At 63.5% G+C, this 25,729-nt stretch carries 22 protein-coding genes; 13 read left to right on the top strand and 9 right to left on the bottom strand.

Annotated features, from left to right (window positions below; translation table 11 throughout):
• Positions 1-189: 189 nt before the first annotated feature.
• From BM151_RS06115 to BM151_RS06065, 11 genes are all read left to right on the top strand, one after another.
• The gene (locus BM151_RS06115) at positions 190-1,575 is read left to right on the top strand and encodes a helix-turn-helix domain-containing protein (RefSeq protein WP_342714546.1); all 1,386 of its coding nucleotides are present in this window, start codon (positions 190-192) and stop codon (positions 1,573-1,575) included.
• 390 nt (positions 1,576-1,965) lie between these two features.
• On the top strand, positions 1,966-2,343 hold the full coding sequence (locus BM151_RS06110; protein ID WP_090058971.1) for a response regulator transcription factor: 378 nt from the start codon (positions 1,966-1,968) through the stop codon (positions 2,341-2,343).
• A gap of 30 nt (positions 2,344-2,373) precedes the next feature.
• Entirely contained in the window at positions 2,374-2,733 is a 360-nt protein-coding gene (locus tag BM151_RS21805) for a hypothetical protein (protein ID WP_245781109.1), read from the top strand.
• A complete protein-coding gene (locus tag BM151_RS06100; RefSeq protein ID WP_090058969.1) occupies positions 2,733-5,432 on the top strand; it encodes an ATP-binding protein in 2,700 nt (899 codons plus the stop codon). The genes BM151_RS21805 and BM151_RS06100 overlap by 1 nt, the downstream gene beginning before the upstream one ends.
• A gap of 168 nt (positions 5,433-5,600) precedes the next feature.
• Positions 5,601-6,755, top strand: a complete 1,155-nt coding sequence (locus BM151_RS06095; RefSeq protein ID WP_090058965.1) for a flagellar motor switch protein FliM — start codon at positions 5,601-5,603, stop codon at positions 6,753-6,755.
• Positions 6,756-6,916: 161 nt separating this feature from the next.
• Positions 6,917-7,252 carry a TraR/DksA family transcriptional regulator gene (locus BM151_RS06090; protein WP_090058962.1) on the top strand — a complete coding sequence of 112 codons (336 nt, stop codon included), beginning with the start codon at positions 6,917-6,919 and terminating at the stop codon, positions 7,250-7,252.
• Positions 7,253-7,338: 86 nt separating this feature from the next.
• Complete coding sequence (locus BM151_RS06085) at positions 7,339-7,530, top strand: hypothetical protein (RefSeq protein WP_090058959.1); 192 nt, start codon at positions 7,339-7,341, stop codon at positions 7,528-7,530.
• A gap of 49 nt (positions 7,531-7,579) precedes the next feature.
• Positions 7,580-7,789 carry a hypothetical protein gene (locus BM151_RS06080; protein WP_090058956.1) on the top strand — a complete coding sequence of 70 codons (210 nt, stop codon included), beginning with the start codon at positions 7,580-7,582 and terminating at the stop codon, positions 7,787-7,789.
• Positions 7,790-8,107: 318 nt separating this feature from the next.
• Entirely contained in the window at positions 8,108-10,222 is a 2,115-nt protein-coding gene (locus tag BM151_RS06075) for a 3-hydroxyacyl-CoA dehydrogenase NAD-binding domain-containing protein (RefSeq protein WP_090058954.1), read from the top strand.
• A 553-nt stretch (positions 10,223-10,775) separates the two neighbouring features.
• Positions 10,776-11,756, top strand: a complete 981-nt coding sequence (locus BM151_RS06070) for a molybdopterin-binding domain-containing protein (RefSeq protein ID WP_090058951.1) — start codon at positions 10,776-10,778, stop codon at positions 11,754-11,756.
• A 147-nt stretch (positions 11,757-11,903) separates the two neighbouring features.
• A complete protein-coding gene (locus tag BM151_RS06065) occupies positions 11,904-13,586 on the top strand; it encodes a putative transporter (protein ID WP_090058947.1) in 1,683 nt (560 codons plus the stop codon).
• A gap of 320 nt (positions 13,587-13,906) precedes the next feature.
• Here BM151_RS06065 and infC read toward each other — a convergent pair whose 3' ends face one another.
• Positions 13,907-14,548, bottom strand: a complete 642-nt coding sequence (infC, locus tag BM151_RS06060; protein WP_425429531.1) for a translation initiation factor IF-3 — start codon at positions 14,546-14,548, stop codon at positions 13,907-13,909.
• 117 nt (positions 14,549-14,665) lie between these two features.
• On the opposite strand from infC, the gene BM151_RS06055 reads away from it, so the two are divergent.
• Entirely contained in the window at positions 14,666-15,511 is an 846-nt protein-coding gene (locus tag BM151_RS06055) for a hypothetical protein (protein ID WP_090058945.1), read from the top strand.
• A 427-nt stretch (positions 15,512-15,938) separates the two neighbouring features.
• On the opposite strand, the gene BM151_RS06050 is transcribed toward BM151_RS06055, so the two are convergent.
• The 5 genes from BM151_RS06050 to BM151_RS06030 form a co-directional block, all read right to left on the bottom strand.
• Positions 15,939-16,775 carry a ferredoxin--NADP reductase gene (locus BM151_RS06050; protein ID WP_090058942.1) on the bottom strand — a complete coding sequence of 279 codons (837 nt, stop codon included), beginning with the start codon at positions 16,773-16,775 and terminating at the stop codon, positions 15,939-15,941.
• 158 nt (positions 16,776-16,933) lie between these two features.
• Positions 16,934-17,320: a DUF934 domain-containing protein gene (locus BM151_RS06045; RefSeq protein ID WP_090058939.1), complete on the bottom strand. Its 387-nt coding sequence runs from the start codon at positions 17,318-17,320 to the stop codon at positions 16,934-16,936.
• On the bottom strand, positions 17,317-18,111 hold the full coding sequence (locus tag BM151_RS06040; protein WP_090058936.1) for a phosphoadenylyl-sulfate reductase: 795 nt from the start codon (positions 18,109-18,111) through the stop codon (positions 17,317-17,319). The genes BM151_RS06045 and BM151_RS06040 overlap by 4 nt, the downstream gene beginning before the upstream one ends.
• Positions 18,101-19,798, bottom strand: a complete 1,698-nt coding sequence (locus tag BM151_RS06035; RefSeq protein ID WP_090058934.1) for a nitrite/sulfite reductase — start codon at positions 19,796-19,798, stop codon at positions 18,101-18,103. The genes BM151_RS06040 and BM151_RS06035 overlap by 11 nt, the downstream gene beginning before the upstream one ends.
• Positions 19,791-20,108 (bottom strand): DUF2849 domain-containing protein, encoded by a 318-nt coding sequence (locus tag BM151_RS06030; RefSeq protein WP_090058931.1) that lies wholly within the window; start codon positions 20,106-20,108, stop codon positions 19,791-19,793. The genes BM151_RS06035 and BM151_RS06030 overlap by 8 nt, the downstream gene beginning before the upstream one ends.
• Positions 20,109-20,272: 164 nt before the next feature.
• On the opposite strand from BM151_RS06030, the gene BM151_RS06025 reads away from it, so the two are divergent.
• A complete protein-coding gene (locus tag BM151_RS06025; protein ID WP_090058930.1) occupies positions 20,273-20,734 on the top strand; it encodes an Lrp/AsnC family transcriptional regulator in 462 nt (153 codons plus the stop codon).
• Between the two features lie 232 nt (positions 20,735-20,966).
• Here BM151_RS06025 and trpE read toward each other — a convergent pair whose 3' ends face one another.
• The 3 genes from trpE to BM151_RS06010 all read right to left on the bottom strand — a co-directional run bounded on the left by trpE (position 20,967) and on the right by BM151_RS06010 (position 25,608).
• Positions 20,967-22,481 carry an anthranilate synthase component I gene (gene trpE, locus BM151_RS06020; RefSeq protein ID WP_090058927.1) on the bottom strand — a complete coding sequence of 505 codons (1,515 nt, stop codon included), beginning with the start codon at positions 22,479-22,481 and terminating at the stop codon, positions 20,967-20,969.
• A gap of 12 nt (positions 22,482-22,493) precedes the next feature.
• Positions 22,494-24,347 (bottom strand): SurA N-terminal domain-containing protein, encoded by a 1,854-nt coding sequence (locus tag BM151_RS06015; RefSeq protein WP_090058925.1) that lies wholly within the window; start codon positions 24,345-24,347, stop codon positions 22,494-22,496.
• Positions 24,348-24,411: 64 nt separating this feature from the next.
• Entirely contained in the window at positions 24,412-25,608 is a 1,197-nt protein-coding gene (locus BM151_RS06010) for an aminotransferase (protein WP_090058922.1), read from the bottom strand.
• Positions 25,609-25,729: the final 121 nt, after the last annotated feature.

Raw genomic sequence — 25,729 nt, 5'->3', positions numbered from 1 at the left:
TCTCCGGCGGAACCGGTTGTAAACAGAATATCCGTATTATTGGGGGTGTGCCGAAAATGCTTCAACAAGTGCTTTTATCTTAACGATTTTTTTGTTAATGATTACACAATGCAACTGCATACAATGTAAAATTATTTTCCCGCACCTGCAGAAATGATATCTTTGCGCCTGCGGAAAGCTATTGAGAAGATGAAAGAATTCATCTCTCAGGGGCGAAGAGAGGCTAGGGGTATTATGCCGCGATCAGCGTTAACAGGCACGAGAATTCGTGAAAGGCGCCTTTTGGAAGGCCTGAAACAGGCCGACTTGGCCCGGACCGTGGGGATTTCTCCGGCTTATCTGAACCTGATCGAGCACAATCGCCGCAGAATCGGCGGCAAATTGCTGGTCGATCTGGCCCGCGCCCTGGGGGTCGAGCCGGTTGGGCTGACCGAAGGCGCGGAAGTGCCGCTGATGGAGGGGCTGCAGGACGCGGCCAGCAACACGCCCAAGAGCCATGCCGGGCGCGGCAAGTCGGCGCCGGAGCCGGAGACCGGCCAGATCGAGGAATTCGCCGGGCGTTTCCCGGGCTGGGCGGCGCTGGTGGTGGCGCAACGCGACCGGATCATCGCGCTGGAGCGCCGCGTCGAGGCGCTGAATGACCGTCTCGCCCATGACCCCTTTCTCTCGGACTCGCTGCACGAGGTGCTCTCCACCGTGACGGCGATCCGCTCCACGGCCGGCATTCTCAACAATGCCGGCGAGATCGACCGCGACTGGCAGGCGCGGTTTCACCGCAACCTTTATGAGGACAGCCAGCGCCTTGCCGATGGCTCGCAGGCCCTGGTGAGCTATCTCGACACCGTGGGTAAGTCGGAGGACACGCTGGCCTCGCCGCTCGAAGAGGTCGAGGCCTGGCTCTCGGCCCGGGATTTCGTGCTGCCGGAGCTGGAGCGCGGTGCCATGCCGGATTTGCAGGGCGAGGGGGGCTTGCGTACGGCGGCGGCACGACAGCTGGCGCGCAAATGGCTGCTGCGGGCCCGGGCCGAGGCCGAGAAGATGCCGCAGGCGATGGTGGAGGCGATCATCGCCCGCCACGGTCCCGATCCGGCGGCGCTGGCCCAGGCCATGGGGGTGGAGCTGGCCGCCGCCATGCGCCGTCTCGCCAGCCTGCCGGCCTCGGACACGCGCCCGCCGATGGGGTTGGCGATCTGCGACGGCTCCGGGGCGTTGACCTATCGCAAGCCTCTCGACGGGTTTGCGCCGCCGCGTTTCGGTGCCGCCTGTCCGCTCTGGCCGCTCTATCAGGCGCTTCTGAGGCCGCTGGTGCCGGTCAAGCGCGTGGTCGAGCAACATAGCCAGCCGCCGCGCCGCTATCTCACCTATGCGATCAGTCAGCCGGTGCGCCCGGCGAGTTTCGAAGCGCCGGAGGTGGTCGAGGCGACGATGCTGTTCATGCCGCTCGATGGTTTGGAGATCTCCGTGCGCGAGGAAGAAGTGCAGGGGATCGGCACCTCCTGCCGGGTCTGCGCCCGTATCGATTGCCCGGCACGGCGCGAACCCTCGATGGTGATCGAGGCGCCGGAGGAGGGGTGAGGAGAGATTTGCTGGGCTGTCCGGGGGCAGAGGAGGGTCTTGGGAACATTCAGAAATGAGTCCGATGTGCACGTTCACCTAAGTGCATCGCGAGCCGTGACAAGCCTGCCCGTGGGGTGGCGCCAAGACGCATGAGGTCTGCGCTTTATCCCGATCAAATCCGTGAAAGCTCAATCTCTTGCTCGGGGATGACAATGCGCCAGCCCGCCGGGACGGGCAGGCGCAGGCGCGGCGGCTTCGCCTCGTCCCGCGCCCAAAAGGTCAATGTCCACTCCGTCCGCAAAGCGACCCTGCGCCACGCCGCGCTGCGACCCCGCCCTCACAAAATTTTGACACAGAGCGCTCAAAACGCCATAAGGTGCGTCACGCAGAGGGGGAGAACAGGAAGCCATGGGTCAGCGCGTGCTGTTGATCGAAGATGAGCCGAACATCATCGAGGCGATCCGCTTTATCCTGTCGCGCGACGGCTGGGTGGTGGAAACCCATGCCGATGGGGCGACGGCGGTCGCGGCGGTGAGCCGCAAGCTGCCCGATGTGATCATCCTCGACGTGATGCTCCCCAACAAATCCGGTTTCGAGATCCTGCGCGAGCTGCGGGCCATGGAAGAGCACGCCACCCGTCCGGTGTTGATGCTCACCGCCCGCGGCCAGAAAAAGGACCGCGAGATGGCCGAGGCCGCCGGCGTGTCGCATTTCATGACCAAGCCCTTTTCCAACACCGAGATGCTCGATGTGGTGCGGGGGCTGGCCGGTCAACGGGATGGGTGAGGTGTGGGGTGAGCGCCATGGTTGATCGCAATGGCTGATCAGCGCGGCCCGCTCTATCTCGCGCGCGCCTCTTACCGGCGGCGCCGGTTGATCGATGCGTTGCGCTTGCTGCCGTTTCTGCTCCTTGCCCTGTGGATGCTGCCGCTTTTGTGGGGCGGGGAGGGTACAGATCAGCCGGTTGGCGCCGGGGCGCGGGCTTTCCTACATGTGTTTCTGGTCTGGGCGCTGGGGGTGATCCTTGCCGCCTGGCTGGCGTTTCGGCTGAGCCGGGCCGAAGGTCCCACAGGCAGCGGCGCCGCCGAAGGGCTGGTCGAAGATCCGCTGGATGGCCCGACCGACGGCGCCGCGAGGCCGTCCGCCGCGCCAGGCTTTGAACGGGAGCCGCGCTGATGCTGCCGTTCAACCTCCTGGTTCTGGCCTGTCTGGCCTATGCGACGCTTTTGTTCGTCGTGGCGTTCTGGGCCGAGAAACGCGCCGAGAGTGGGCGGCTCGGCTGGCTGCGCTCGCCGTTGATCTACACGCTGTCGCTGTCGATCTATTGCACCGCCTGGACCTTTTACGGCGCGGTTGGCTATGCCGTGCGCTCGGGGCTCGAATTCGTGACGATCTATCTCGGGCCTTCGCTGGTGATGATCGGCTGGTGGTGGATTCTGCGCAAGCTTGTCCGGATCGGACGGACCCAGCGGATCACCTCTGTGGCCGATCTGATCTCTTCGCGCTATGGCAAGTCGACCACCTTGGGGGTCTTGGTGACGCTCTTGGCGGTGATCGGCACCACGCCTTATATTGCGCTGCAACTTCAATCTGTTGCCCTCTCGTTCGCGGTCTTTGGCCAGAATGATCCGAGCGGTGCCGTGCTGCCCAATCTCGACCGCACCGCGGTCTGGGTCGCCGTCGGGCTGGCGATTTTCACCGCGCTGTTCGGCACTCGCAATCTCGACGCCAACGAGCGCCACCACGGCGTGGTCACCGCCATCGCGCTCGAGGCGGTGGTGAAATTCATGGCGCTGGTCGCGGTCGGGCTGTTCGTGGTCTGGGGCGTAGCCGACGGGGTCGGCGATCTGATGACGCGGATCGATGCCTCGCCGGTGACCCAGCATTCGATCATGGGCACCCGTTGGATCACGCTCACCATGCTCTCAGGCGCAGCGCTTCTGACCCTGCCGCGGATGTTTCAGGTGATCGTCGTGGAGAACTCCGACGAGTCCTATCTGTTTACCGCAGGCTGGGCCTTTCCGCTCTATCTCTTCGGCATGTCGCTCTTTGTCATCCCGATCGCGGTGATCGGGCTCGAGGTGCTGCCCGAAGGCGCCAATCCGGATATGTTCGTGCTCACCCTGCCGCAGCATTTCGATCAGCGGGCGCTTTCGACCCTGTCGTTTCTCGGCGGGTTTTCCTCGGCCACCTCGATGGTGATCGTGGCGGCGATCGCGCTCTCGACCATGGTGTCGAACCATATCGTCATGCCGATCTGGCTCAGCTCGCGCAGGGGTGGCGCCACCGTCTCGGGCGATGTGCGCCGGGTCGTGCTCTATGCCCGGCGTCTGTCGATCTTCGGCGTGCTGGCGCTCGGCTATCTGTATTTCCACTTTTCCGGCGGGTCGGAGGCGCTTGCCTCGATCGGCATGATCTCGTTCACCGGTGTGGCGCAGGTGCTGCCGGCCATGCTGGGCGGCATTTTCTGGCGCGGGGCCACAAGGGTCGGGGCCATTCTTGGCGTGGTCGTGGGGTTCATCTTCTGGGCATATACGATGTTCCTGCCGTCTTTCGGCGCGGCGGCCGGTTTCACGCCCATGCTGATGGAGCAAGGGCCGTTCGGGCTGGCGCTGCTCAGGCCGCAGGCGCTGTTTGGCGTCACCGGGGTCGATCCGGTGGTGCATGCGGTGTGCTGGTCGCTGGCGCTCAACACCGTGGTGTTCATCCTCGGCTCGCTGATGTCCTTCCCGCGCCCGGTCGAGCGGTTGCAGGGGGCGCAATTCGTCAATGTGTTCGAGCATACCGGCTCGACCCGCGGCTGGTCGCACAGTTTTGCCGAGGCCGAGGACCTTCTGGTGATGGCGCAGCGCATCCTGGGGCCGAGCGAGGCACAGACCCTGTTTCAGGCAGAGGCCACGGCCCAGGGCAAACAGGGCTATCTGCCCGATACCACACCGGATTTCATCGAGCGGCTGGAACGCGAACTGGCGGGGTCCGTCGGCGCGGCCACGGCGCATGCCATGCTGGGCCAGATCGTCGGCGGTGTGCTCGTTTCGGTCGAGGATCTGATGGCGGTGGCCGACGAGACCGCGCAGATGATGGAATACTCAAGCCAGCTCGAGTTGAAATCCGAGGAGCTTGCCCGCACCGCCCGCCAGCTTCGCGAGGCCAATGAGAAGCTCACCGCGCTGTCGATCCAGAAGGACGCCTTCCTGTCGCAGATCAGCCATGAGCTCAGAACGCCGATGACCTCGATCCGCGCCTTTTCCGAGATCCTGCGCGAACAGGGGCAGAAGGGCGAGATGGAGCCGGAGAGCTGTCAGCGCTTTTCCTCGATCATTCATGACGAGGCGCAGCGGCTGACCCGGCTGCTGGACGACCTTCTGGATCTTTCGGTGCTGGAAAACGGTCAGGTGAGCCTGAACTGGACGCGCGGCAATCTGCACGACGTGATCGAGCGGGCGGTGAATGCCAGTTCCGATGCGGTGAACGGCCATGGTCTCACGATCCGGCGCAACGCGCTGAGCGAGCATATCGCCATCGAGACCGACACCGACCGCCTGGCGCAGGTCTTCATCAACCTGATCGCCAATACCCGCAAATATTGCGACGCCGAGGCGCCCAGGCTGAAAATCTCCGCCCGGCGGATCGAGGGCGACCGGCTTCAGATCGATTTCATCGACAATGGCTCGGGCATCCCCAAGGACAAGCAGAACGTGATTTTCGAGAAATTCTCGCGCCTCACCGATCAGGCCCGGGCCGGTGGCGCCGGGCTTGGCCTTGCCATCTGTCGCGAGATCATGACCAATCTGGGCGGGACGATTGCCTATCTGCCGGGGCAGGGTGGAGCGGCCTTTCGGCTCGAATTGCCGCGGGTGCGGGCGCGCGACTGACGGGGCGGCGAGGGCGAAAGGTCCCGTCGGATCGATAAATCTTTCGAAAATTCGAGGCAAGCCGCTGCAAATCAACACTTTGTTTACTTTGAGCAGAGACAACGGATCGGGAGTGAAACCCGTTCCCGTGCGCCAGATCTGAGCGCGAGTTGAGACCCGATCGACACCATGTCCGACGCCGATATCATTTCCGCGATGCGCCGCAAAGCCGGGGTGGGCCGCCCGCCGCCGGATGTGCAGCCGATGTCGCCGGCCAAGGCGCTGCGCATTGCGGCCGCCAAGGCGGCCGAGGATGTGCTCGGGCTGGTGTTGCAGGTCACCGACGTCACCGAAGAGAAAAGTGCGATTTCCAAACTGCCCGGGCAGGTGCCGGAATTTGCGCTGCTGTCGCTTCTGGAGGGGCCGGACAATGGCTATGGTCTGGCGGTTCTCGACAAGAACACCGTGGCCTCCGTGGTGGAACAGCAGACCGCCGGCAAGGTGTTGAACCTGCCGCCCGAGGAGCGTGCGCCCACCGCCACCGATTCCGTCATGTGCACCGAGTTTTCCAACCGGGTGCTGCGGCTGTTCGAGATGCATGTCGCCGAGGTTCAGGACCCGCCCGCGGTCTCTGGGTTTCACGTTGCCGCCCAGCTGCGCGAGCCGCGTTCCATCGCCATCGCCTTTGATGATGTGCCCTATCGGCTCTACCGCGTTCAGGTGAGCCTCGGACGGCAGGGCCGCACGGGCGAAATCCTCTTTGTCTTTCCCTATGAGAGCGCCAGGCCGGCCGATGCGCAGGCCGAAGATGGCGATTTCGGCAGCAGCTTTCAGGATGTCATTCTCAAATCCGAAGCCCGGCTCGACACGGTGTTGCACCGGGTCAACCTGTCGCTTGCCGATGTCACCGGGCTACAGGAGGGGATGATGATCCCGATCCCGCGCGAGGCGCTTTCGCGTGTCGAATTGCGCGCCGATGACCATCTGGTGAGCCGCGCCCGCCTCGGTCAGATCAACGGCAAACGCGCGGTCTGTGTCGTGCTCAACGGCGAAGAGGACGAACCGCTCGACGGTGTCGCCGCGCCGTTTGACGGCATGGCGGGCTTGGGCGCCATTGGGACCATGGAGACCATGGGCGGCGCGCTCGGCATGGGGCAGGACCTGCCTGCGCTTTCCGACGGAACGGATCACGCGGGCGATCTCCCCGATATTGGTGATCTGCCGCCAATGGGTGATCTGCCTGACATCGGGGACATGCCGGCAATGGGCGATTTGCCCGACATCGGTGATCTGCCGGATCTCGGCGATTTCCCGGCCATGGGCGACTTGCCGCCTCTGGAATGACCGAGGCGGTTCGCCCGCTGACGGATTCGGGTGCCCCTGCGATCCTTGCACAGCCCCATTGATGTGAATCAAGGCCAAACCTGACCTTTCGGGTCAAGCTCTCATGTCGAGGGGACTGTGCTATGATGACCCCATCAATGGTGAGACCTGGAGGGGCGCAGATGATTAATCTTGAAACAAGACGCGCGCAATTGTTGGACCGCAAGGCGGAGCTGACCGAGCGGTTGACCGAGATTGACGCCGAACTGGATGCGCATCAGTCGAAAGACTGGGAAGAGTTGGCCACCGAACGCGAAGCCGATGAGGTGCTCGAAGGCATGGGCGCCTCCGGAAAAGCCGAAATCGTCATGATAAATGCCGCTTTGGCGCGCATTGACGAGGGCGAATACGGATATTGCGCCCGTTGTGGCGAAGAAATCAGCGCGGAACGGCTCGATGTGCTACCCTACACCCCGATGTGTCGCGATTGTGCGGCGCGCACCGGCAAGTCACATTGATCATCCATGATCGGCTATCGGCCCTGCCCGCCGCCTGTATTGCAACGGCGTGTGGCGGCAAGGGCAGACATCCTGGGAGGAAGACCATGAGCAAATCGACCAAGACGGATCAGGAAATCGACAAGATCGTCGATGAGATCGTGGCGGATGAAGACACCGCCAATGCCTTGAAAGACAAGCTGCATCAGAAGCTGGAGACGGCGGAGGCGAAATATGTGCGTCCGGAGGCCGGTGACGACGATGATGCGGATGACATGTGGGACAATATGCCGGTCTGAGATCCTCTGAGACGCGGACTTCCCATTGCAGACAGGAAGGAACGGCGCCATGGCATTCGAAGCGCTGAAAGCACAGGTGTATATGATCCTCGATGAGATCGCGGCACGGCCCGATGATCGTCATGTGCTGCAGGAGAGCCTGCGCGAGAAGCTCTCGGAGCTTTCGGCGCTGGGTCTGCCCTTGCCGGAAGATCTCGTGAAGCTGGAAGCCGAGCTGGAACAAGGCACCGCCGATGAGCTCTATCCGGGCAAGCCGTAAGGCGGGCAGGGAGCGGGGCGTCGCCCGTGCTGCCCGTGCCCCCCGTGCCACCCCCGTGCCGTCAAGCCCCTTCATCTGAGTTGAAAGCAGGCCTGCGCGCCGGGTGTGGCGATGTTTTGCCATGGAAAGATGCGCCTTCGCGGAAAATCCTGTCTTGCCAGAGGGCTAGCCTCTCCTCCATTATGTGGAAAACCTCTGGATAACCTGTGGGTAACGCGACCTTTGCGGTGAAGCTGTCCGGGCGTGGGGCCGAGGTGACGAAGCGGGGGAGCCGCAGGGGCGCCAGAGGGCATATGGGCGCGTGGGCGCGAGCAGAGGATGCTTGAACGGAAGATGCGTGAGCAGAGCAACAGCGGGACGGAACAGGGGCAAAATGGCGCCGGGGCACGGGCCGGGGCGCCACAGGTCGTGATCGGTCGCGATGGCGAGGTCGCCCTGTTGCGCCTGTCGCATCGCCCCGGCAATCAGCTCGGTCTGGAGATGCGTCGCGCATTGCTCGAGGCGATCGAGCATGCCGACAGTTCCGAGGAGATCAAGGCCATCGTTCTGATGGGGGACGGGCCTTCGTTTTGTACCGGTTTTGCGCCGCAAGCCCTTGTCGGGGTTGAAAAAGACCCGTCTCTCAACATGCTCTGCGACCGGATCGAACGCTGCAGCAAACCGGTGGTCGCCTCGCTGCACGGCATCACGCTCGAGGCCGGTCTGGCGCTCGCACTTGCCGCGCATTATCGCGTCATGGGGCGCAGCGCGCATCTGGGCGCACCAGAGGTCACCTTCGGCCTGGTGCCGACCGGTGGCGTGACCCAGCGGCTGCCGCGGCTGATCGGGGCGCGACCGGCGCTCGAGATCCTGCTCTCCGGCCGGACCTTGGCCGGGCCACAGGCGGAAAAGCTCGGGCTGGTCGATACCTTGGCCGCCAATCGCGCCGGCGAGGCGGCCATCGCCTTTGCCCATCGCTGTGTCACGGAGGGCCGTGGGCCGCGTCCGAGCCGCGATGTCATGACCGGCATTGCCGACGGCGCGGGGTTCCTGCAGGAGATCAACAGCCGTCGCGAGGCGATCCGCAACGTGCGCATCGCGGCGCCCGGGCGGATCATCGACTGTGTCGAGGCCGCCCTGATGCTGCCTTTCGAGGCCGGCGTGCAACGCGAAGACATTGCGAGAGAGGACAGTTTCGCAACCGAGGACGCGCAGGCGCTGCGCCATGCTTTTCTGGCCGAGGAGCGCGTTGCGCGTCTGCGCCATGGCGAGGGCGCCGAACCGCAAGAGATCGAGGCGATCGGCCTCATTGGTGCCGGCTCGCTGGCGCTGGGTGTGGCGCTCTCGGCTCTGGATCACGGCATTGAGGTGCGGATGATCGGGGCCGACCCGGATCAACTCGTCCATGCGGAACAGCGTATCGCCAATGCCTATACCCGCGCCGTGCAGCAAGGCCAGATGACCGAGGAGATCCGCGCCGCGCGTCTCGCGGCCTTTTCCGCCGGGCAGAAGCTCGGCGTGCTCACGGATGTGCAGCTTGTGCTCGATGCCACCGGTGGCACCGTCGAGGCGCGGGGGCGGATGCTCGCCCGGGTCGAGGAGTTCATGGCGCAGGATGCGGTTCTGGCCACCGTCGCCGATCGTGGCTTTGCCGGGCTGGCGCAGGCGCTGGCCCATCCGGAGCGTTTCCTGGGTCTGCATGTCTTCATGCCATCGCAGGCGATCCGGGTGATCGAACTGGCGCGGCCTTCCGGGGTGACGCCCGAGGCCGTCGCGACGGCGCATGGTTTTGTGCGGGAACTCGGCAAGATCCCGGTGGTGGTGCGCGCCCGCGACGGTCTGGTTGCCAATGTGGTACAGGAGGCCGCCTGGTCGGCGGTTGACGTGCTTTTGCTGATGGGCGCGCGGCCGGCGCGGATCGATCGGGTGATGCGCGACTATGGCTTTCCGGTCGGCCCCTGCGAGGTCATGGATGCGCTCGGTCTCGACAATATGACCGGCGCGGTGGCGCAGTTCCTGGCCGGCGAGGGCCGGCGCGGCAAGGCCGCGGGGCAGGGGTTCTACGACTACGTCGATGAGACACAGGGCAGCGATGAAGCGGCCGAAGCGATCCTGGCTGATCTGCGCCAGCAAGGCGGCGTCGCTGCCATCACGGTCAGCGATCAGGACATTGTCGACCGGATCATCCTCGCAGAGGCCAATGCCGGGGCGCGGTTGCTGCAAGCCGGGATCGTCGAACGCCCGGACGAGATCGACGTGGTGATGATGCTGGCGAAAGGGTTCCCGCGCTTTCACGGCGGGCCGATGCAGGCCGCCGACCGGATGGGGATTTTGCGGGCCGAAAATCGTCTGAAATCTTTTGCCCCCGCGGCGCCGGACATTTGGGAGCCTGCGACAATCTGGCGCGAGTTTTTCAAAAATGGCGATAATTTCGAAAAATTGAACCTTCTCTGAGGGTTAATTTTGAAATTTCCGTGGAATTCGGAGTGTTTTCAGCGTGAATTCTGCCGATTCCATGCCGGAAATACGGCGCTTTTCCGGGCCTGAGGCGTGGTCAATATCCGAGCGAAATACCCGGTTGATCGAGATCAAGGTTTTTACCGACTCGCTGACCTATCCCTATCTCGAGCGCAGTGCTCCGCCAGTCAGCAGTCAGACTTGGGGCATTGCATTCCTCCCGCGGACTCTCCTTCCGATCGTCCGCGACGTATCCTGCCTTTTGTGCGTGGGCAGAATACCATACTGGCGTCGTAGGGTTTGCGTTTCTCCTACGACGCCTTTTTTTGCCCATCCGGCCCCGGCGCTCACAGGTTCACCTTGGCGTTTCCTGGCACACCCTGACACACCCTGACACACCCTGACGCGTGCGGATCGCGATCCTGTTGCGGGGAAGACGCGCGGCGGTCAAGGCCGGAAATGCGTGAGAAATGCCAGCAACATATCGTAGACAGCGGGGGCAGCGGCGTTACACTCCTCCTGTGGGGGAGCTTTCGGACGTGAGGCCCGGATGATTTTCGAGACCAGACCGCTGCACGCGGCGAAAGGCACAGTTCTGGCGCGCGACATCACGCTCAAGACGGGCGTGCGGTTCTCTGCCGGCCGGCCGATCGGTCCGTCCGAGATCGCGGCGCTGACCATGGCCGGGCTGCGCGAGCTCGATGTGGTCGCGCTCGATCTGCACGATGTTGTCGCCAACGAGGCCGCCAAACGCATTGCCGAGGTGCTGGTCCCGCATGCAAGCGATGCCAATCTCCGGATCAGCGGCGCGGCCGGCGGGCGGATCGATTTCCGGGCGGTCTGTGCCGGTGTGCTCGGCATCGACACTTACGGGGTGACGCGAATGAACCGCGTGGATGAGGGGATCGCCATCATCACCCTGCCACAGTTTCACTTTGTTCGGGCCGGCGATCTGGTGGCGAGCCTGCGGATCGTGCCGCTGGCGGTGCGCCGCTATGCGATCTCGCAGGTGATCGAGGAGGGCGAGGACATGATGCGGCTGCGTCCGGTGATCGCCGAGCGCGTGACCCTGATCCAGACCGTCGAGGGAGGCGACACGTCTCAGGTTCATGGTGAACCGGTGATCCGGGCGCGTCTGGCGCGGATGGGGATCCGCCTCACCGAAAGCCTTGTCGTGGCGCATCGCGAAGGCGCGCTGGCCGAGGCGCTTCTGTCGGCCAGCGGCGAGGCGGTGCTGATCCTGACGGCGCGGGAGACGGTCGATCGGGGCGATGTCGCGCCCGCCGCGCTCAAACGCGCCGGCGGGGTGATCACCCGGTTCGGCCTCCCGGTCGATCCCGGGGCACGCATGTTCGCAGGCGGGCTTGGCGCGGTGCCGGTTCTCGGTCTGCCGAAATGCGCCGCCGAACCGGAGGGCAACGGCACGGATTGGGTGCTGGAGCGGCTGTTCTGCGGTGTGAGCATTTCCGATGACGATCTGGCCGATCTCGGTGTCGGCGGGTTGTTGAGCGGAAAATCGGAGCGGGACTAGATCTTTCCCCTTGCAAGGCTGATATGCATTCGCAGAAATTTGACACATATCACTTACAGTTGCCCCGGTCGGGCGCAGTGTCGCCGCGCGCCTTCCATTGAAATCCCGACCGGTTTCCGGGGCCCTTCCGCACAGAAAGTGACCATCATGACTGTCTCCCTCCCGCTTTCCGATATCGCTGTCACCACATTAGCGCTGACGCTTGCCGGTGCCTTCGGTCTTTTGCTCGGCAAACTGCAAATCAGAAAAATCGGGCTGGGCATTGGCGGGGTTCTGTTCTCCGGCATTCTGGTCGGCCATATCGCCGCGCGCCTCGGCATCGAATTCGACGGTGAGGTGATGCATTTCGTGCGCGAGCTCGGGCTGATCCTCTTTGTCTACACGATCGGGATTCAGGTCGGGCCGAGCTTTTTTGCCTCCTTTGCCAAATCCGGGCTCCGGTTCAATATCGCCGCCATCGGCATCGTGCTCGGCGGGGTGGCGGTGACGCTGGGGATCTATGCGGTGGCGGATCTGCCCCTGCCGGTGCTGGTCGGCGTGATGTCGGGGGCCGTGACCAACACGCCGGGCCTCGGCGCGGCGCAACAGGTGTTGGGCGATGCGGGCTATCCGGGGTCTGAGGTGGCGATTTCCGGCATGGGCTACGCCATGGCCTATCCGTTCGGCATTCTCGGCATTCTGGCCTCGATGTTCCTCATCCGCTTTCTCTTCGGCATCGTGGTCGAGCGCGAAGAAGCGGCCTATGAGGCCGAGACCCGCAGCGGCGAGGGCGCGCTGCCGGTGATGGATGTGATGGTGACCAACACCAATCTCGACGGGATCACCTTGGGCGAGGTGCCCGATCTCTTCGATCAGGGGGTGGTCGCCTCGCGGATGAAAACCGGCGAGGAGCTGGTGGTGCCGTCGCGCGACGTCGTGCTGCATGTCGGCGATTGCCTGCATCTGGTCGGGCCGAAGGAGAAGCTGCACGCGATGAAGCTGATCCTCGGCAAGGAGATCGACGCGCCGATCTCGACCAAGGGCACCAAACTGACCTGGCAACGCCTCGTGGTGACCAAGGAGAAGGTGCTGGGCAAGAGCCTGCGCGAACTGGCCATTCTCGAAGGCCACGGGGTGACCGTGTCGCGGATCAACCGCGCCGGGGTGGAATTGCCGGCCCAGGCCGGCTCGACGCTGGCCTTCGGCGATATCGTCACCGTGGTGGGGGCCAAGGAGGATATCGCCACCGTGGCCGGGCAGCTGGGCAATGAGAATGCGCGCCTGCAGGAGGTGCAATTCCCGGCGCTGTTCTTCGGCATAGCGCTCGGTGTCCTTTTGGGCTCGATCCCGCTGGCCGTGCCGGGCCTGCCGGCGCCCTTGAAACTCGGGCTGGCGGGCGGGCCGCTGATGGCGGCGATCATTCTCGGTCGCATCGGCCATTGGGGACCGTTCACCTGGTACATGCCGCCGACGGCCAACCATGCGCTGCGCGAGTTCGGTATCGTGCTGTTCCTGGCCGTGGTGGGCATCGTCGCCGGCGACCGGTTTTTCGAGACGCTGCTCGACGGCGACGGGTTGAGCTGGATGGGCTACGGCATCCTGATCACGCTCTTGCCGCTTGTCGTCGTCGGCGCGCTGGCGCGGGTCTTTGGCAGGTTCAACTACCTGAGCCTCTGTGGCGTGCTCGCGGGCTCGATGACCGATCCGCCGGCGCTGGCCTTCGCCGTGTCGATGAGCAAGACGGGTGCAGCGTCGATGGCCTATGTCTCGGTCTACCCGCTGGTGATGTTCCTGCGCATCCTCGCGCCGCAGGTGCTGGTGCTCCTGCTGGCGGCAGGTGCGGCCGGGTAGGGCGAGGCAAGGTCAGTTTTGCGGGACTTAGCGGGCGTCCGAACGAAGTGCATCTGGCGCGGGACGAGGCGAAGCCGCCGCGCCTGCGCTGGCCCGTCCCAGCGGGCGAGCGCATTGCCAACCGCGCACAACGCATTGAAGTTTCACGGATTTGGAAAGTATAAAGTGATGACCTCTGAAGGCTCGGCGCTCACCCGCGGGCCCGCGCAGGCGCTCATCGCTCGAATGTCCCCAATGGGCTCATCGTTTCGTCCGCAGGACAAAACAAAACCCCGGATGCGGGCATCCGGGGTTCAAAATCTGTTCTGGCCTTGCGCCAATCAGCCTTTCGAGGGCAGCGGCCCGATCATCATGATCATCTGACGGCCTTCCATCTTCGGCATGTTCTCGACCTTGCCGATCTCCTTGGTGTCCTCGGCCACGCGTTCGAGAAGCTGACGGCCCAGATCCTGGTGCGCCATTTCGCGACCGCGGAAGCGCAGGGTCACTTTCACCTTGTCGCCATTCTCGAGGAATTTGACGACATTGCGCATCTTGACCTGATAATCGTGCACATCGGTGCCGGGGCGGAATTTGACTTCCTTGATCTCGATGATCTTCTGTTTCTTGCGGGCTTCGGATTCACGCTTTTGCTGTTCGTATTTGAACTTGCCATAATCCATGATCTTGCAGACCGGCGGCGTGGCATTCGGGGAAATCTCGACCAGATCGAGCCCGGCTTCAATCGCCATATCAAGGGCACGGGAGGGTGTCACGACACCTACGTTTTCGCCCTCTGCGCCGATCAGTCGGATCTCGGGGGCGCGAATACGTTCGTTGGTGCGCGGTCCGGTGTCACGAGTCGGCGGGGCGTTATGCGGTCTGCGGGCTATGGGAAGCTCCTGTCTGTGGTTGCATTTGTGTTGCGGGAAAATAGGGCGAAACGCCCCGGTTTTCAAGCCGGTTTCGGCGACATCCCGCACAGGAGGAGCGGATGGGGAAAAACCGCTCCGACGGCCCCTTTTCTTCCTGTATGACCCGTGTCATATGCGCGACATCGGGAAGCTGAGACTTCCTAAGTATCTGGTGAGGACTACAAAATGACCAAACGTTTTTTGACCGGCGCTCTGATGACCAGCCTGGCGCTTTCTCTGGCCGCCTGTAAGGAAGAGGAAAAAGCCGCAGAGACCACGACCGAGTCCACCGGCTCCGTGGTGGAGCAGGCAACGGATGCTGCCACCGGCGCCATGGATGCCGCGAAAGAGGCCGTAAGCGAAACCGCCTCCGAGGCCGCCGAAGCGGCGAGCGACATGGCGGACAGTGCTGTCGAGACCGCCACGGAAGCTGCCGAGGCCGCCGCAGACGCCGCTTCCGATGCGGTTGAGGCCGCCACTGATGCCGCCGCTGCCGCCGGTGAAGGCGCTGTCGAAGCCGCGTCCGATGCGGCCGAAGCCGCCGTTGAAGCGGCCACCGATGCCGCCGACGCTGCGACCGAAGCTGCGCAAGCGGCCACCGACGCGGCTGCAGACATGGCCTCCGACGCCGTTGAAGCTGCGACGGAGACCGCCTCTGAAACTGCCGAGGCCGCGACCGACGTGGCCGCCGAGGCCGCGGGCGATGCTGTCGAAGCCGCCACCGACGCCGCCGAGACCGCAGCCGACACCGCCACCGAGGCCACCGAGGCCGCGACGGACATGGCTGCCGAGACCGCTGAGACGGCAACGGATGCCGCCGCCGATGCCGCGCCGTCTTTCGATCTCGCCACCGCTGCCGAAGTGTTGACGGTCGACGGGTTCGATCTCGAGAAAGCCACCGAGGTGATCAACGCTTCGCCGCTCTCCGAGACCGCGAAAACCACCATCGTCACCGGCATGACCCAGGCCGCGAACAATCCGGAAATCCTCGGCTCCATCCTCGAGAAAGCCCGGACCCTGATCGGTCTGTGATTCATCGCTGAGTATCGAGCGAGCAGTTTTCGGAAATTGAGCCGCGCGAGGTATGCCCCGCGCGGCTTTTCTGTGTCTTTAGAGACGCGTATCCAAGGTAGTTTTGCGGACGAAGCGGACATTGGCGATTTGTCTGACATGAGGGCGTGCGCCGGACCGTGGGCTGGCGCATCTTCTCTCGGTGGTCGGCGCTTTATTTCAGCCAAATCCGATAAAGATCAATCCACTGCACGGGGATGACAAATGCGCCTGACCGCCGGGACGGTCCGGCGCACGCCCGGGCCACTTCGTGGCTGTTCCGGGCGGATGCGCGAAGTTCTGCACGTCCACATCGGGCTCTTTCTCGCTTCTAGATAAAGCGGTTTAGCCCGGGGCATAGAAAACCCCGCCGGTGGCGGGGCTTTTCAATCTCGCGGAAAGGCGTCGTTCAGTCGACGAAGGCTTTTTCCACCACATATTCCTTCGGTTCGGAATTGGCGCCCTCGCGCAACCCGAACCCGTCGAGAATTTTCATGATGTCCTTGTTGAACGCCAGGTTGCCGCAGACCATGCCACGGTCGGTTTCGGGGTTCATTGGCGGGATGCCCAGATCCTCGAACACCTTGCCGGAGGCCAGATTGTCGGTGACCCGGCCCATGTGGTGAAACTCCTCGCGGGTGGTGGTCGGGTAATAGCGCAGCTTGCCGTCTTCGATCTCCGAGAGGATCTCGTCGGACTTGATGTGCTCGACCAATTGCCGGCCGTATTCCAGTTCGGAGACCTGACGGCAGGTGTGCATCAGGATCACCTCGTCATATTTCTCATAGACCTCCGGCTCACGCATCAGCGAGGCAAAGGGCGCGATGCCGGTGCCGGTGGCAAAGAACCAGAGCCGCTTGCCGGGCAGAAGCGCATCGACCACCAGCGTGCCCACCGGTTTCGGGCGCAGGATGATCTCGTCGCCGGGCTGAATATGCTGAAGACGCGACGTCAGCGGGCCGTCCTGCACCTTGATCGAATAGAACTCGAGATGCTCTTCCCAGCTTGGCGAGGCGATCGAATAGGCGCGCAGAAGCGGCTTGGCCTTGCCGGTTTTCGGGTTTTCATCGCCCATCAGGCCGATCATCACGAATTCGCCGGACCGGAAGCGCAGGCTCGCGGGGCGTTCGACCTTGAAGGAAAACAACCGGTCGTTCCAGTGTTTCACCTCGAGAACCTTGGCGGCATCGGGCAGGGTGGGGACGGGTTTGGCTTTTGCTTCGGTCACGGTGTTCAGCTCGGTCATATCTATGTCTCGCGCCATTTAAATGGATATATCCCATGTGCCTTTGATCTACATCAGACAGGCACATGGGGGATCAAGGCGCGTATCGTCGCGCCCTTTGTGGCCTTTCGGGCCTTTTTTCGCAAGGCTTGGCGCCCTTCATTTTGCGGGCACAGGGGTTAGGCGGTTTTGCGCAACCGCGTCTGATAGTCATGCGCCCGCCAATCGGCACGGGCCAACCATTGTGCTTCGGGCTGACGCGCGGCGAGATCGTCGGGGATCTCCACCTCGTCAAAGCCCGCGCGGCGCGCCATGGCGTATTGATCGGCGATCACCGGCCCGCAGGCGCGCAAACGCCCGGCAAAGCCCGCGAGCCTGAGCAGCCGGGCGAGGGTGAAGCCGCGCCCATCGGAGAAGGAGACGAAATCCACCCGGATCGCCGGTTCGCCGAGATATTGCTCCAATGTCGTGACATCGGTTTCGGCGGTGAGCACGCACCAGTCGCCATTGACGGTCTCATCGAAATCATCGGCGACGAAGCCGCTGTCCTGTACGATCACGCTCATGCTGCATCTCCTTTGGTCGAATTGTCTGCCGTTACGGCGGTTTGCGGGCCGCGGACGATCTTGCCACCCGCGAAATGAATGCCACATTCCGTCTTGTCCTCGCCGCGCCAGCGCCCGGCGCGCGGGTCCTCGCCCTCTTTCACCGGGCTGGTGCAGGGCGCACAGCCGATCGACGGGTATCCCTTGGCGATCAGCGGATGCCGCGGCAGGCGGTTGTTGATGATATAGTCCTGCAAATCCGACGGCGCCCAATAGGCCAGCGGGTTGATCTTGATCCGCGTGCCCATCTCGTTCTCGAAGAAATCGAGCGAGGAGCGTGTCGCGCCCTGAAAGCGTTTGCGGCCGGTGATCCAGGCGTCGAAATTGCCAAGCGCGTTTTGCAGCGGCTGGGTCTTGCGCAGATCGCAGCAGGCATCTTTGTCCGAGAGATGCAACAACCCCTCGGGATCATGGGCGTCGAGCTTGGCGGGGGCCGGGCGGACGCGGCGCACATCGCGCAGGTCGAGCCTGTCGATCAGCTCGAGCTGATATTGCAGCGTTTCCTCGAACAGCATCTCGGTGTCGATGAAAATCACCGGCGTATCCGGCTTCATCACCGAGATCATGTGCAACAGCACGACGCTTTCCGCCCCGAAGGAGGAGACAAGCGAGATCCGCCCGAGCTCCCGATCCCGGAGCGCCAGGTCCAGCACCGAGGTGGCGGAGTGATTGGCATAGCGCGCGTTCAGACGGTCGACACGGGTCTGCACCGTGCCGAACTCTTCCCTGAGCAGGGTTGCCTCATGCGGCATGGGCTTTTTCCTTTGCCTCTTTGGCGTCTTTTCCCGACTCTTTCGCCGGGTAGAGCGCGGCTTTGAACGGCGCCATGCCGAGGCGACGATAGGCCTCGAGGAAGGTCTCCTCGGGCGCCTCGCGCAGCTCGAGATAGCTCAGGAGAATGCGTTCGATCGCCGGCACGATCTCGTCATAGGCAAAACCAGGCCCGGTGCGGTCGCCGATCACCATATCCTCGGTGCCATCGCCACCCAATGTGATCTGGTAATTCTCCACCCCGGCGCGGTCGAGGCCGAGGATGCCGATATGACCGACATGGTGATGACCACAGGCGTTGATGCAACCGGAGATCTTGATCTTCAGCGGGCCGATCTCGTGGGTGAGTTTCAGCTCTTCGAACCGCGTGGCGATGCCTTGAGCGACCGGGATGGAACGCGCCGTGGCCAGAGTGCAGTAATCCATGCCGGGGCAGGCGATGATGTCGCTCACCAGCCCGATATTGGCGGTCGCCAGACCGGCCTCTTTCAGCGCCGCGTGGATCGCTGGCAGATCCGCTTTGTGGATATGCGGCAGGATGACATTCTGCTCATGGGAAATCCGCAACTCGTCATGGCCGTACCGGCGCGCGAGCCCCGCCAGAACCCGCATCTGATCGGCGCTCACGTCTCCCGGGGTTTGCCCCGGGGTCTTGGTCGAGACGGTCACGATGGCATAGCCCGGCGCCTTGTGTGCGCTCAGGTTGGTGTCGGCCCAGGACCGGAACACCGGATCGGCCTCATAGGCCGCCTCATAGGGCTCGGTTGCCGCCTCGCGGAAGGCGGGCGGGGCAAAGGCCGCCTTGATCTCGGCGAGCATCTCCATATCGACGCCGCCAAAGGCGGGTTTGAGCTGTTGAAAGCGGGTTTCGACCAGGGCACGGATGTCCTCGATGCCGTGTTCGTGCACGGTGATCTTGATCCGGGCCTTGTATTTGTTGTCGCGACGACCGAGGAGGTTCCAGACCGAGACCGTGGCCTCGAGATAGGGCAGCAGGTCCGAAAGCGACACGAAGTCTTTCAGCACCTTGCCGACCATCGGCGTGCGGCCAAGCCCGCCACCAACGATGATCTGCGCACCGATCTCGTCATTCTCTTCGCGCAGGTAAAGGCCGATGTCATGGGCTTTCACCACGGCGCGGTCGGCCTCGGCGCCCGAGACCGCCACCTTGAACTTGCGCGGCAGGAACTGGAATTCCGGGTGATCGGTGGACCATTGCCGGATCAGCTCCGCCACGGGGCGCGGGTCGGCCACCTCATCGGCCGCAGCCCCCGCGAAATGATCGGCGGTGACATTGCGGATGGTATTCCCCGAAGTCTGGATCGCATGCATTTCCACATCGGCGAGATCCGTCAGGATCGCCGGCACGTCGGGCAGTTTCGGCCAGTTGTACTGGATGTTCTGCCGCGTGGTGAAATGGCCATAGCCGCGATCATAAGTCTCGGCGATATGGGCGAGCTGCTCCATCTGGCCGGAGTTCAGCGTGCCATAGGGGATGGCGACGCGGAGCATATAGGCGTGGAGCTGCAGATAGAGCCCGTTCATTAGCCGCAGTGGCCGGAATTCCTCTTCGGTGAGCGAGCCGTCGATGCGCCGTGCCACCTGGGCGGAGAATTGCGCCACGCGGGACCGGACGAAAGCCTCGTCGAAGTCGTTGTACTTATACATGGGCGTCGGTCCCTCGCTGAGCTTCCTGTTTGCCGTGGAAATAGTTCGACGGGCCGGTGCGGCGGAAATCCTCGCGGAAATGCGTGGGCTCCGGGCCATGCTCGCCCAGTTTCACATCGGCGAGATAGGCGCCGACGGCGGTGAGATCCCGCGCCGCCTCATTGAGTGCCGCCTCGGCCATCTCCTTTTCGGTATAGGCCCGGGCCATGCGCAGATCGCGGACCCACTGGCCGGCATGATCGAGATAGATCACATCGCCCTCCAACAGGGCGTTGGCGGTGATGGCTTTGGGTGTGAATACACGCGACATGGCGGCCTCCGAATGTTCCGATCCGAGTTTCGGACTTGCGATTTTCTGCGCTTAATTTAGAACATTGTCCCAAGTTTGGGCCATGGGGTTGCGAGAATAAGGATGATTGTTCCTGTATGCGCAAGCGAGCAGGCCGCAATTCCAAGATCGAAAGGAAAACCGAAATGCCAGTCCAACTCGATGCGATGGATCGGAAAATTCTGGGCGAGCTGCAACGCGACGCCAGCCAGTCTCTCGACGAGATTGCCCGCAAAGTCGGCTCCTCGAAGACGCCGGTGTGGAATCGCATCCGCAAGATGAAAGAGGGCGGCGTGATCGGTCAGCAGACGGTCATTCTCGACCCGGAGAGCCTCGGGCTTGAGGCCTGTTTCTTCGTGCTGGTGCGCACCAATGCGCATGAGGCGGGCTGGCAGGAAAAATTCCTGCAAGTGCTGCAAAAGCGCCCGGAAGTGCTCGAGGCACATCGGCTTGCGGGCGAGATCGATTACATCCTCAAGGTGCGGGTGCGCAACGCCAAGGCCTATGACGAGTTCTATCAGGCGCTGATCGGCGAAGTGTCGATCTACAACGTCACCGCGCTTCTTTCGATGGAAGAGATCAAGTCGACGACGGAGCTACCTCTGTAAGCTCCCTCTAGGATCTGCCCCCTGTGCGGAACAAGGCCGCAGGCCGCCGCACATCGTCATGCTGGAAGCATGCCTTTGGCATGACCGCGTCCCGCGCGGCGGCGATCTTGTCAGGTTTTCGCCTTGTCAGGTTTTCGCAAAGTGTTGAACTTTTGCGGATCTGACTGGGATAAATTGAGAGGCACAATGGGCGGTATCGCCACCGCCCGCGTCAGCCATGCGCGGCTCAGTGTTACCTGTTTCCCGACCTTGTAAACAGCCCCGCATCCTCGGCCGCTTTCCGGAGCGCATTGGATTTGTTGACGGTTTCCTGATATTCGCCCTCGGGCGAACTGTCGTAGACCACGCCGCCACCGGCCTGGATATAGAGCTTCTCATCTTTCAGAACAGCGGTCCTGAGCGCGATGCACATGTCCATGTCGCCACCCGCCGAGAAATAGCCCACGCCGCCGCCATAGACGCCGCGTTTCTCGGGCTCCAGCTCGTCGATGATCTCCATCGCCCGCACCTTGGGCGCGCCGGAGACGGTGCCCGCCGGCAGACCGGCCAGAAGTGCCGAAAGCGCATCCTCGTCCTCGCGCAGCTCGCCCACCACGTTGGAGACGATATGCATGACGTGGGAATAGCGCTCGATGATGAATTCCTCCGTCGGGTGCACGGTGCCGATCTTTGACACCTTGCCGGTGTCGTTGCGCCCGAGATCCAGGAGCATCAGATGTTCGGCGAGTTCCTTCTCATCCGACAGAAGATCCTCTTCCAGCGCCTTGTCCTCGGCCGGTGTCGCGCCACGTTTGCGGGTGCCGGCGATGGGTCGGATGGTCACTTCGCCATCGAAGACGCGCACGAGAATCTCGGGCGAGGCGCCGATGATCTGGAAGCCGCCGAAGTTGAAGAAGAACATGAAGGGCGAGGGGTTGGTGCGCCGCAGGCTCCGGTAGAGCGAAAACGGCGGCAGCGGGAACTCCTGAGTCCAACGCTGTGCCGGGACGACCTGAAAGATGTCGCCGGCCTTGATGTATTCCTTGGCCTTCTCCACTGCGGCCTTGTAGCCCTCATGGGTGAAATTCGACACCGGCGCGGGGGCCTCGTAGCTTTCGCCGAGATCGTGGCTCGCCTCGGAGGGCGCGCGTTCGAGATCCCGGAGCGCATCCATCACCCGTTCGGCGGCCTGCGCATAGGCGGCCTTGGCCGAGAGCCCACTTTCGATCCAGGCCGGCGAGCAGAGGATCACATCGCCCTTCACCCCGTCGAGGATCGCAATCACGGAGGGGCGCACCAGAACCGCGTCGGGCAGGCCGATCGGGTCCGGGTTCACATTCGGCAGATGCTCCACCAGACGGATCATGTCATAGCCCAAGTAGCCAAAGAGACCGGCGGCAGAGCCGGGCAGGTCGTCGGGGATGTCGATCCTGCTCTCGTCGATGAGCGCCCGGATCGAGGCCAGCGGGTCCTTGTCGTCGGTGACGAAACTGTCGGCGTCGAACCGCGCGTTGCGGTTGATCGCGGCTTCCGTGCCGTGACATTTCCAGATCAGATCCGGTTTCATGCCGATGATCGAATAGCGCCCGCGCACCTCGCCGCCGGTGACGGATTCGAGCATGAACGTGTCGGTGCGGGCGCCGGCGAGCTTGAGCATGATCGACACCGGCGTGTCGAGATCGGCAGCCACCTTGGCATAGACCAACTGGTTCTTGCCGGCGGCAAAACCCGCCTCGAAATCGGAGAAGCTCGGGATCAGCGTGGCCATGGTCGGGTTCCGTTATTGCATCTGGCTGTGGACGGCGTTGATTGCCGTTTGATTGACCGTCACCCCGTCGCGGGCGCGCAGCGCGCTGGAGAAGGCCTCGATCACATCGGTGGCCGCGCCCTGGGCGGCGGAGGTGATGTAGCTCGCGGCGATCGCGTCATTGTCCTCGGAGGCGACCGGCGGTTCGACCGCGTCGATCTTGGCGATCACGACGCGCCCGTCACCGGGAATGAGCGTGGTGCCGCCGGCCTTGAGGCCCGGGGCAAAGACCGCATCCATGAAGCCCACGGGCATGGTCGAGATCAGGTCCTGACGGGTGATGGTCTCGAAGGTTTCGAAGGGCAGGCCGAGCTCGCTGATCGCAGTGCCGGAGGCCACCTCGGTCTCGAGCGCCTCGGCGCGGGCCTGCAATTGCTTGGCGAGCGCATCGGCCTCCCAATCGGCGGCCACCTGATCGCGCACCGCGTCGAGCGGGCGCAGGGTCGGCGGCACGATCGCATCGAGACGCAGGGCAAAGACGCCGCCGTCGGAAAGCTGCATGATTTCGGGATAGTCGTCCAGCGTGACGGTCTGGACCGCATCCTTGAAGGCGGAATAGGCGGCGATGCCATCTTCGCTGGCCGAGGTCCAGTCCATCGTGCCGAGTTGCATATCGGTCTCAGCCGCGAGTTCTTCGAGCGTGAAGCCCCCGGCGAGATCGTTGTCGAGCGTCTCGATCTGATCGGAAATCATTCGTGCGGCGGCATCGGTGCCCATTTCGGCGGTCAGCTCGCTGCGGGCCTCCTCATAGCTGACCGTGGAGCCGGCCAGCGTGCCATTCACCCGGTAGAGCGCCGGGCCGAGATCGGACATCAGCGGGCCGACGGTGCCGGTGCCCTCGAGCGCGAAGACGGCGGGGCCGACGGCGGCGGGCAGATCGGCCTCGGAGACATCGCCCATATCGGCATCCATCAGGTCGAGCCCGCGTGCGGTGACCTCATCGTCAAACGAGGTCTCGCCGGAGACGATCCGGTCTGCTGCGGCCTGCGCCTCGTCTTCGGAGCCGAAGACCAGACGCTCGAGCAGGCGGCGCTCGGGCTGCACATAGCTGTCGATATTGTCCTGATAGAGTTTTCGCAGCGCGTCCTCATCCAGCTCGACCTGATCGGCGAGCATCGCGGGCGTCAGCCAGGCATAGGTGATGCGGCGGGCTTCGGGCGCGGTGTAGCTTTCGGGATGGGCGTCATACCAGGTCTGGATATCCGTGTCGGAGGCAATCGGTGCGCCGGTGTCGAGCGTGTCGGCAGAGAGTGTGGCCACAGAGATGCTGCGGCGCTCGCCGAGCCAGTCGACCACCACCTGACCATAGGCGGCGGGCATGGTCACGCCGCTGGCCAGCGCACCGGAAAGAATCGCCCGGGCGGCCTCTCTGCGCAGATCGGCTTCGAAGCTCTTGTCGGTCAGGTTGTTGCGGGCCAGAAGCTCCTTATAGGTGGCGGTGTCGAATGTGCCATCGATGCCTTTGAACGCATCGACCTGGAGCAATTCGCGGCGCACGGCTTCGTCGCCGACGGAGAGGCCGAGCTTGGCGGTCTCGCCATCGAGCGCGGCTTGCGACAGCAATTGATCGAGCACCTGCTGGGAGAGGCCGAAGTCCTGTGCCTGCGAGACGGAGAAGGTCTGGCCGGTCTGAGCTTCGATTGCGCGCATCTGGTTTTGCAGAGCATTGGCATAGGCATCGACGGAGATGTCTTCATCCCCGACAGAGGCCACACGAGAGACCCCGCCGCCGAAATTCGCCGTGCCGAAGCCGCCGAGACCGACGATCAGAAGCCCCATCAGCCCCCAGATCACCATTTTGCCGCCAGAACCCTTGCCGCTCGCCATGTCTTTGTCTCCCTTAAAGGTTGGAAAACTGTGTAGGGGCAAGCGAAACGGAGGGCAAGGCGGATCAGGGATCGATCCGTGCCAATCGTGTGAAAAGCTCCGTGATCCCGGCCCGGTCGATATTGGCGAAAGCGATGCGGAGCTGATGTTCGGCGCGCGGATCGTTCTCGGGCATGAAGGCGGTGCCCGGGAGCAGGAGTACGCCGGCCTCACGCACCAGCCAGGGCGCCAGTTGCGACGAGGGCATGTCGAACGGGTGGCTGACATAGGCGAAAAACGCGCCACAGCCCAAGAGCTTCCAGCCCTTCGCAGCAAGCGCCGGGAAACCGTCGAGAATGGCCTGACGCCGGGCGAGGATCTCGGCGCGTTCGCCGGCCACCCATTGGCTCAGGTTCTGGAGCCCCCAGAGCGCGGCGCGCTGGCCGATCTGATTGGGACAGATGGTGACCGTGTCGAGATATTTCTCCACCTGGGTCAGCCGCTCCGGCGCGGCAATCAGCGCGCCCACCCGGTGCCCGGTGAGGCGAAACGCCTTGGAGAAGGAATAGAGTTGGATCAGCGTGTCGTGCCAGTCGGGCTGGCGGAACAGGTAATGCGGCACCTCCGAGCGGCTGTCGAAATCGCGATAGGTCTCGTCGAGGACCAGAGCGATCCGATGTTCGCGCGCCAGCGCGTAGAATTTCGTCAGAAGCTCGGCCGGATATTCCACCCCGCCGGGGTTGTTCGGCGTAATCAGCACGATGGCGCGGGTGCGCGGCGTGATCAGCCGGGCCGCATCCTCGAGATCCGGCAGGAGATCCTCACCGGTGGGCAGCGGCACGGCGGTGACGCCCGACATGTCACACCACATTTTATGGTTGAAATACCAAGGCGTTGCCAGAGCGATCTCATCGCCCGCCTGAGCGAGCGTGGACATCACCGCGGTAAAGGCCTGATTGCAGCCTGAGGTGATCGCCACCTCACGGGGCGCGATCTCGGCATGATAGGCCGAGGACCATTGACTGGCGATTTCCGCGCGCAGCTCGGGCAGGCCCAAGACCGGGCCGTAGAGATGCGCGGCGGTGTCTTCGAGTGCGATCCGGGCGATCTCCTGGCGCAGCGGCAGCGGCGGTGCCTCCATCGGTGCGGCTTGCGAGACATTGATCAGCGGCTGATCCGCGGAGAATGTCACCCCTTCGAGCCAGCCGCGTGAGGCGACGATCGGCGAGGCCTGGGTGCGGGCCATGGCCGGAGAAAGGGGCAGGGAAAGCGGATCGGGCATGGGGAACTCCTGAAATCTGCGGCAGGTCTGCGTGGGTCTGGGGCGGGGCTGCCTGCGTCTGCGGCGGGCGCGCGCACCACAGTAGGAGGCGGCCTCGGCGGATGCAATCGCTCCCGAAATG

It is taken from the genome of Celeribacter neptunius (assembly GCF_900113955.1).
GTDB classification, from domain to species: Bacteria; Pseudomonadota; Alphaproteobacteria; order Rhodobacterales; family Rhodobacteraceae; genus Celeribacter; species Celeribacter neptunius.
This window is presented reverse-complemented; position numbering and strand designations above follow the sequence as displayed.